This is a genomic window from Moorena sp. SIO4E2 (assembly GCF_010671945.1).
Lineage (GTDB): Bacteria > Cyanobacteriota > Cyanobacteriia > Cyanobacteriales > Coleofasciculaceae > Moorena > Moorena producens.
This window is the reverse complement of the sequence record NZ_JAAHIE010000619.1, coordinates 1-3,923: the sequence shown is the minus strand read 5'-3', so window position 1 is coordinate 3,923 and position 3,923 is coordinate 1. Positions and strand designations below refer to the sequence as shown.

At 43.1% G+C, this 3,923-nt stretch carries 5 protein-coding genes; 4 read left to right on the top strand and 1 reads right to left on the bottom strand.

Annotation, left to right across the window (positions count from 1 at the left end; all coding sequences use genetic code 11):
- Positions 1-238 precede the first annotated feature (238 nt).
- Positions 239-811 (top strand): deoxycytidylate deaminase, encoded by a 573-nt coding sequence (locus tag F6K37_RS34210; protein WP_008189119.1) that lies wholly within the window; start codon positions 239-241, stop codon positions 809-811.
- 107 nt (positions 812-918) lie between these two features.
- The gene (rph, locus tag F6K37_RS34205; RefSeq protein ID WP_008189121.1) at positions 919-1,623 is read left to right on the top strand and encodes a ribonuclease PH; all 705 of its coding nucleotides are present in this window, start codon (positions 919-921) and stop codon (positions 1,621-1,623) included.
- Between the two features lie 97 nt (positions 1,624-1,720).
- Here the strand turns inward: rph and F6K37_RS34200 are convergent, their stop codons facing one another.
- Complete coding sequence (locus F6K37_RS34200; RefSeq protein ID WP_008189123.1) at positions 1,721-2,524, bottom strand: TPM domain-containing protein; 804 nt, start codon at positions 2,522-2,524, stop codon at positions 1,721-1,723.
- Positions 2,525-2,713: 189 nt separating this feature from the next.
- Between F6K37_RS34200 and F6K37_RS34195 the strand changes: the two genes are divergently transcribed.
- The gene (locus tag F6K37_RS34195) at positions 2,714-2,866 is read left to right on the top strand and encodes a hypothetical protein (RefSeq protein WP_154659937.1); all 153 of its coding nucleotides are present in this window, start codon (positions 2,714-2,716) and stop codon (positions 2,864-2,866) included.
- Between the two features lie 191 nt (positions 2,867-3,057).
- Positions 3,058-3,684 carry a type I restriction endonuclease gene (locus tag F6K37_RS34190; protein ID WP_008189126.1) on the top strand — a complete coding sequence of 209 codons (627 nt, stop codon included), beginning with the start codon at positions 3,058-3,060 and terminating at the stop codon, positions 3,682-3,684.
- Positions 3,685-3,923 lie beyond the last annotated feature (239 nt).

Here is a 3,923-nt window from a genome sequence, read left to right as displayed (position 1 = left end):
TGACATGTTTATGTTCCCTGTTCCCTATTCCCTGTTCCCTGTTCCCTGTTCCCTTGAAACAGAGATGATATAGCGCTACGCGCAAGTCAGAAGGAACGAAGTCAGAAGTCAGAAGTAAGCTATGACTAAGTTTCCGAGTTTAGGAATATCATAATCTTAATGCGTAGTGCTATATTTTAGATCATAAACTAGATTTACCTTGCTATAAAATTGACCATTTAAAATTTGGCAATTACCAATGACTAATGAAAGACCAAACTGGGATGAATACTTTTTAATGATGGCTAAGCTAGCAGCTACTCGCTCAACCTGTTTAGCGTTTCCTGTAGGAGCAGTGATTGTTCAAAACAATCAGATTTTAGCAACAGGTTACAATGGTTCCCCATCTGGCTCAATTCATTGCACAGCTCAGGGATACTGCTATCCTGGACTAAGTAGCTGCGATGCGTCTCGTACCATGCCATCCCGAGCTGTTCATGCTGAAGCGAATGCGATCGCGTTTGCAGCCAAACATGGTATTGCCACTGCTGGAGCCAGTATTTATGTCACCCTGGAACCCTGTGTCTCTTGCTTAAAGTTAATCATTTCAGCTGGCATAAAGAAAGTTTTTTATGAGACTATCTTCAATAGTGGAGAGAAAGCTCTAGTTAGAGATCATTTTATGAAAGAGGGCTTGGTTAGCCTAACCCAAATCCAGTTAAGTGAAGAAACAGCTAAACGAGCAGCTTCATTTCTACTCAATCCAACATCTGTTCCGAAGTTGTCGAATCCAATTATCGATCACAATTACACAATTATTAAAGGTGACTAGCTCGATAATATAGCTCAATAATATTGTGATAATTTTTGTTCCCTACTCCCTACTCCCTACTCCCTACTCCCTACTCCCTACTTCCTACTTCCTTTGCTATATAACTTATGTCTTGGCAGCGTCCTGATAACCGACAACCGGATCAACTACGTCCCATTTTGTTTGAGCGAGAATTTACCCGCTATGCTCCTGGTTCCGTCCTAGCTCACTGTGGTGAGACCAAAGTACTTTGTACCGTGACGGTTCAGGAGGAAGTACCCCGATTTCTCAAGGATACTGGCAGCGGCTGGTTAACCGCTGAGTATAGGATGTTACCAGGAGCAACACCGGAACGCCAAAGACGGGAACTTCTCAAGCTTTCGGGTCGAACTCAGGAAATTCAGCGGCTGATCGGACGCAGTTTACGGGCTGCTGTTGATCTCAAAGCCTTGGGGGAGAGGACGTTAACAGTGGATGCGGATGTTATACAGGCGGATGCAGGTACCCGCACTACTTCCATTACTGGGGGATATGTTGCTCTGGTGGATGCTGTGGATAAACTGGTTAAAACGGGAGTACTAGAGCGATCGCCTTTAATTCACCAAGTTGCTGCTGTCTCCGTCGGTTTATTGGAGGGTGAGCCGTTTTTAGACCTCAACTATATCGAAGATGTGGCGGCTGAGGTGGATTTTAATGTAGTGATGAACGACGAAATGGGTATTATTGAGGTTCAGGGAACAGCGGAGTCAGGGGCTTATACTCGCCATCAACTCAATCAGTTGATTGACCTAGCAGAAAAAGGTATTAAGGAGTTATTAGAAGCACAGCGCTAGCAGAAACATAGTGCTGAGTACTGAGTAGGAACTCCTGGAACCTAGCTATTAATTAATTTCCGGAAAATTCCGGAAATTACAGGGATTTGACCAGGTGTTAAGTTTCTGAGGCTGAGGATTCACTAATCATCGGTGACAAGTAAGCCACAAGGGCACCAAGAACGAAACCAATAATATTGCGCAATAGTGGCAAGTAATCGGAGGTGCGTGTCACCACAGGTCCAATACCGAAGGCAATAAACAGGATACCCCAAAGTGGTGACAAAATCAAAGCCCATTGCCAAGCGAAAACCTGTTCCCGTTTGCGGGGGATAGCCGCAAATCCAAAAATCACTCCTCCAACAGTAGAAGTAATTAGGGTCAGAATCCACTGTTCCCGTGGTAGTCCAGGCACCACCCGACATCCCCCTTGGCGCAGGCATTGCTTGACCGTATTTAGGGATTCGATAATGGATTGGTTTTCGCCATTGTCCCGTACAAAGTAGAGATTACCAAATCGGGTTTGCAACTCTACCCAAAATGTCCGAGGAAGGAATTCATACAGGGCATCACCCACGTTAAACCCTAGGATATTGCCGCCTCGGGCGTCAGCAATCAGTAACATACTTTTGTCGTTAAGTCCCCAAAACTCTTTGACTGCCCGACCAGGGGTGCGGTCATATTGGGTCAAAACTCGGAGTTTCCAGCCAGTTTCTTCCTCAAAGCTTTCTAAATCTTGGATTAGTCTCTGCTCTTGAAGCTCTGGAATAAAGTTCGCTAAATCAATGACTGGTGTTTGAACCTCGGGCAGTAACTCAGGATTGTCGTAAGCCTTGGCCTCAGGAGCAATCGCCCACATAGAACAAGCTAGGAACAGTGCTGCCAGGGATACTAAAATTCGTTTTGGAAACAGATACTGCATAGTTATTTTCAACCGGCAATGGACAGTATGCTTATCTTTTAGATAAAGAATCAAGTAAAACTAAGCATTTCTTTACACTTGTTTACTTTATTCTAATCTTGGTTGCGATCGCAAAATGTTCGATCTTGTACACTACAGAGATAATTAACAGGGGTACGTTTTTTAAGTCAGGGTCAAAAGGGATGTGTGGTGGTTGTGGGTAGTGTAGGTATTGTGGGAGATGTGGGAGGAAACGGCAGTATAGGTTGGTTACAAGTTGAATTTCCAGAACTATCCCCAGTTAGCGACTGGATTCCATCAGGTGGTGATCAAAAACAACTGTGGAATGAGAATCAGAGTTAGGGGTTAAATTAAACAGTATTGCACTAGTTAAATAACCAGGTAATGCAGTAATTACTTAAAATTTAGAGCGATATTAGTTTTACGATTGGCCGTAAGCAACGGTACGCGATCGCTTATAATAAGGTAAGAGTATTAGGAATTAAAAATAAAATTTAAATTCCCAAATCCCAAATCCCAAATCCCAAATCATAATGGTAGAAACAATCGTAGCCCAAGATATTTCTCTGCCTCAATTGAAGGACAAATTTGGACTAGAGCCTACTAATGATGAGAAATTATTCCCAGAATGGCAAGAGGATTTACCAGAACTAAATGAGCTAGAAAAGCAATGGCTAGATCGGGTCAAGGATGACTATCTGCACTTATCTGAGTATCCCATGGTAGAACCGATTGTCAAAATGGTGGTGCTATCCCCATTGTTGAGAATTGCTGATTTTTATCGCCCACCATTCTATATTCTTGCTGAAAAGGATGTACAAATTTCATCGGAAGATCAGCAAACGATTGTCAGGGGACGAATTGATATTTTGATTTGCCAACCTCAGTTTTGGATAGTGGTGATTGAAGCAAAACGAGCAGAATACTCTTTAAAAGTAGGGATACCACAAGCTCTAGCTTATATGTTGGCTAATCCTGAGCTAGAAAAGCCTGCTTTCGGATTTGTCACTAATGGCGGTGAATTTATTTTTCTGAAACTAATTCGACAGGATAAACTGCAATATGCTTTTTCTAATCAGTTCTCTCTGCTGAATCGTGGCAATGATCTATATACTGTCGCGAGAATATTAAAACACTTAGGTCAGTTAGTAGGTGAATGACTGACAGCTTATAGCTGTCAGCTCTCAGCTCAAGAAGGAAGTATAGCGGTTTCACATCTGATGTGAAAACGCTATAGTAACCATTCAAGAATTTTGAATTTTTAATTGCGCTCAGCGCTACTAGGTGGTCCAAATTCCTCTGGCAGCTGATCGATGTGCTCAATCCCTAGTCGTTGGCACAGCAATTTCAGTTGCCGCAGCGTTGGTCTAGCCTCAGTCCTACCAGAGACCCAGCGCTG

Coding starts and splice junctions, on each gene's coding strand:
- rph (WP_008189121.1), top strand. CDS start 919: ATGTCTTGGCAGCGTCCTGATAACCGACAACCGGATCAACTACGTCCC.
- F6K37_RS34190 (WP_008189126.1), top strand. CDS start 3,058: ATGGTAGAAACAATCGTAGCCCAAGATATTTCTCTGCCTCAATTGAAG.
- F6K37_RS34210 (WP_008189119.1), top strand. CDS start 239: ATGACTAATGAAAGACCAAACTGGGATGAATACTTTTTAATGATGGCT.
- F6K37_RS34200 (WP_008189123.1), bottom strand. CDS start 2,524: ATGCAGTATCTGTTTCCAAAACGAATTTTAGTATCCCTGGCAGCACTG.